This is a genomic window from Dyella sp. (assembly GCF_036568765.1).
Classification (GTDB): domain Bacteria; phylum Pseudomonadota; class Gammaproteobacteria; order Xanthomonadales; family Rhodanobacteraceae; genus GSA-30.
Window position 1 is genome coordinate 1 of record NZ_DATCRY010000265.1, and the last position, 3,453, is coordinate 3,453.

The window sequence follows — 3,453 nt, forward strand, 5'->3', positions numbered from 1 at the left end:
CGCTGGAAGGTCTCATCGAGAAATACGGGATCCTTGGATTGATTGCTTCGCGCAATGCGCAAGCATGGGAAGTCGTTGGCGGCGGTATTCGTTTCGTCCCGGAATTGAGCGCGGCGGCGAAGAAGCAGTTGCAGGGCGAACTCGACGCCGTCTACGGCGCCTTGCTGAAAAACGCCCAGGCGGGCGATGCGCTCTCCGGCGCGGTCGCCGTGCAAGTGGCCATGGGCAAGGCTGCGCTGAACTGATCTGCGGAAAACCGGATAGCTTGTGGAAGCGATTTCAGCCGCGACGGCTGGTTACATTCCGGCCGATCGCGGCTGAAGCCGTTCCGACGGAGTCGGGTGTGCTTGACTACAAATAAAAATCCCGACGCCGGGGTGGGCGTCGGGCAAGGCGTCGTCATTGAGGACGCTCGAGGAGACCATGAAGATGGTTTGGCATGACACAGCTCTCACACCGCCGGGATGAGGGGTTTCAAGCCAGGGGTGCGGCTTTCCACGGCACCACGAGCGGTGTCATTCCGAAAGCTTGGACACGGGGCCTTCCGGCAAGGTTCCCCAAAAATGCAAAAAAAGCCCCGCGAGGCGGGGCAGGAACTCAAGCGGGGGCTTGGGGGACAGAATTAACGGCGATCTAACTCAAAAACGATGCGGGGAAGATCAAAGGCTGCCAATCCGGATCGGGTTCCTCGTTGCCGGCCGGCACGCCTCCTTGCGCACCGGCCGCCTTGGCATTCACGGTCGTCCATGCGGCCGTCCCTGGCGAAAATAAAAATCTCAGGTACATCGCATGCCTCCCATAAGGTCAGTGCAGGGCCAGGATCACCAGGCCGAACACCAGGGCACCCATGGCAAGCAGGGTGCGTAGCGGCTCGAACGCATGCAGTTCGGCATTGGGATCGATGTCGGTAGGGCGCTTGTCCATGACGGGCTTTCGGCGATGGCTGTCTTGGGGTCTATGAAAGCGTCCGGCGAGGCCTGCGCCGGGCCGCAACCGGGGCGATCGGACGGCAGGTTCTGGCAAAACGCTGACAGAGCTCATTCGTAGCTTGCGCTTGGGGGCGGCTCATAGCACCCTGGCCGCCGTCAAACCGTGAGGAATTGCCACTCCATGGGCCGCAGTATTGCTATTGTCGAAGACGAACCCTTGATTCGCGCCAACTACGTCGAGGCCTTGCATCGCTTCGGCTACGACACGCGCGGCTACGGCTCGCGCCAGGAGGCTTCGACGGCGTTCGCGATGCGCCTGCCTGAGCTGGTGATCATCGATATCGGCCTGGGCGACGAGCCCGAAGGCGGCTTCGACCTGTGCCGCGAGCTGCGCGCCAAGTCGGCCACCTTGCCGATCATCTTTCTTACCGCGCGCGATTCGGATTTCGATGTGATCTCCGGTCTGCGCCTGGGGGCCGACGATTACCTGAGCAAGGACACCAGCCTGCATCAGCTGGCTGCGCGCATCGCGGCGCTGTTTCGCCGGATCGAATCGCTCAAGGCGCCGGCATCCAGCGAGACGGTGATCGAGCACGGTCCTCTCAAGCTGGAATCGGAGCGCATGCGCGTTACCTGGGACGATGCCGAAATTCCGCTGACCGTCACCGAGTTCTGGATGGTGCACACCCTGGTGCGTTTCCCCGGCCACGTGAAGAATCGCGACCAGTTAATGCGCGAAGCCGAGCTGGTCGTGGACGATGCCACTATCACCTCTCACATCAAGCGCATCCGCAAGAAATTCAATGCGGTGGCGCCGGAGTTCGATGCGATCGAGACCGTGCACGGCGTGGGTTATCGGTGGCGTCCGTGAGAGTGTGGCTTGGCGCATGGGCGCTGATCCTGACGACCGCGGGCATGGCGGCGCATGGCACGGATCGCCCGACGCCGGACGAGCGGATGGTCATTGTGTACGGCAAAGCCGACGGAGCCGCGTCGGGCTGGGCGATCAACACGATTCGCCCGGCCGGCTGGACATCCGATTGCTGCCAGTATGCGCGCGCCATCGGCGTCAATCTGGTGATGTACCGTGGCGATTGGACTGGCGAACCGGATCGGGTCATCGTGCTTAACGTGTGGCCGCGCAAGCTGCCCACGCTGGAGGCGGAGTGGCAGGACGATCGCAAGCACTACTTGCAGGTCGATCCGGCGGGTAAGTTCGAAGCGTTTAGCGTCATGCCCGACCCCAAAAAGGGCATGACATGCAGCGGTGGCATCTATCACGGCACCGATCGTGTGGACGACGTTGTGGTCTTTTGCGATCCCGGGAAAGCGACGGGTATCCATCTGAGCTGGTCGATGACCCTGGCATCTACCGGTGCGGACCGTGCGCAGGTGCTCGATCAATTCCGGCAGGTGGTCGAGCAGTCTTTCTATATGAAGTACGTCGGCGGTCCTGAGCAAACGGGCAAGGCGAAGCGTTGAGCACTTCACCTGCCTGTCACGTCTACGCATGACCTTACGTCAGAAACTGCTCCTGGTCGCTCTGTGTACGCTGGCCTTGCCGGTGGCCGGGTGGCTATATGTGCGCCAGATGGAAGAACTGCTGCGCGATGGCCAGGCCCAGGCGTTGATCGCCTCCGGCGGCGCGGTCGCGCGTAGCCTGGTGGTAGGCGGCGGTCTCCCGGCCGGCACCGATATGCCTTGGTACGTGCAACGTGCGCAAACACCGATCACGGTGGATGGCTACGGTGACGACTGGGCGCCGATGACACCGTGGAGTCAGCCGGTCGGAACCCGCGGCAAGTTGTTGTTGGCGACCGACGACACCGGTGTATATCTGTATCTGGATGTGCGCAGCGCGCGCCGCACGCGTGGCGATAGCGGCGATCGCAATGTGCTGGCCGCCGATCATGTGACCCTGGTGCTGGGCCGCGATGGTGGGCAGCGTCGTTATGCGATCGCCAGCTCCGCTCCCGGCCCGGTAACGGCGACCTCGCTCGACCCGGCAGCCGGAGGCTTGCCCGATCAGCTCTCCGCACAATGGCAGGAAGACGGCAGCGGTTATCGCATCGAGCTGCGTTTGCCGCGAGTGGACCGTCTGGGTGTAGGTATCTTCGATGCCGCCGGTGGCGGCTCCGATGCCAATGCCGCCGACATCCGGCCGCTGTTGAACTATTCCAGCCAGCTGTCCGGCGAGTTGTCGCAGCTGCTGCCGCGTGGCGTGCGTGCCCGCGTACTGGCCCCGCAGGGCTGGCTGCTTGCGCAGAGCGGCCACTTGGGCAGCGCGGCCAGCGTGGGCGAACAGCCCGGCTGGTTCGCGTCGCTTATTTACCGCTTGCTGCTGGCCAATCGTCTCGACGATGCGACCCTATGGGCCGAAGACGCACCGCGTCTGGATTTGCACGAAGTGCAATCAGCGGCCAAGGGCGAGCCGGCCAGCGTATGGCGCCAGGGTGAGGCGCGCGGCAGCGTAGTGTTGGCCGCAGCCGTGCCGGTGCTGCGCAATGGGCATGTCGACGGTGTG

3 protein-coding genes and 1 pseudogene are annotated in these 3,453 nt (G+C 63.4%); all 4 read left to right on the forward strand.

What is annotated here, in order from left to right:
- Window positions 1-245, forward strand: a 245-nt coding sequence (locus VIM98_RS17235) for a hypothetical protein (protein ID WP_331994346.1), incomplete at its 5' end; no start/stop codon positions are given.
- 865 nt (window positions 246-1,110) lie between these two features.
- A complete protein-coding gene (gene pdsR, locus VIM98_RS17240; RefSeq protein WP_331994347.1) occupies window positions 1,111-1,800 on the forward strand; it encodes a proteobacterial dedicated sortase system response regulator in 690 nt (229 codons plus the stop codon).
- Entirely contained in the window at window positions 1,797-2,411 is a 615-nt protein-coding gene (locus VIM98_RS17245; RefSeq protein WP_331994348.1) for a hypothetical protein, read from the forward strand. Before pdsR ends, VIM98_RS17245 begins: the two co-directional genes overlap by 4 nt.
- A gap of 28 nt (window positions 2,412-2,439) precedes the next feature.
- A pseudogene (locus VIM98_RS17250) lies at window positions 2,440-3,453 on the forward strand (histidine kinase); the annotation flags it as partial.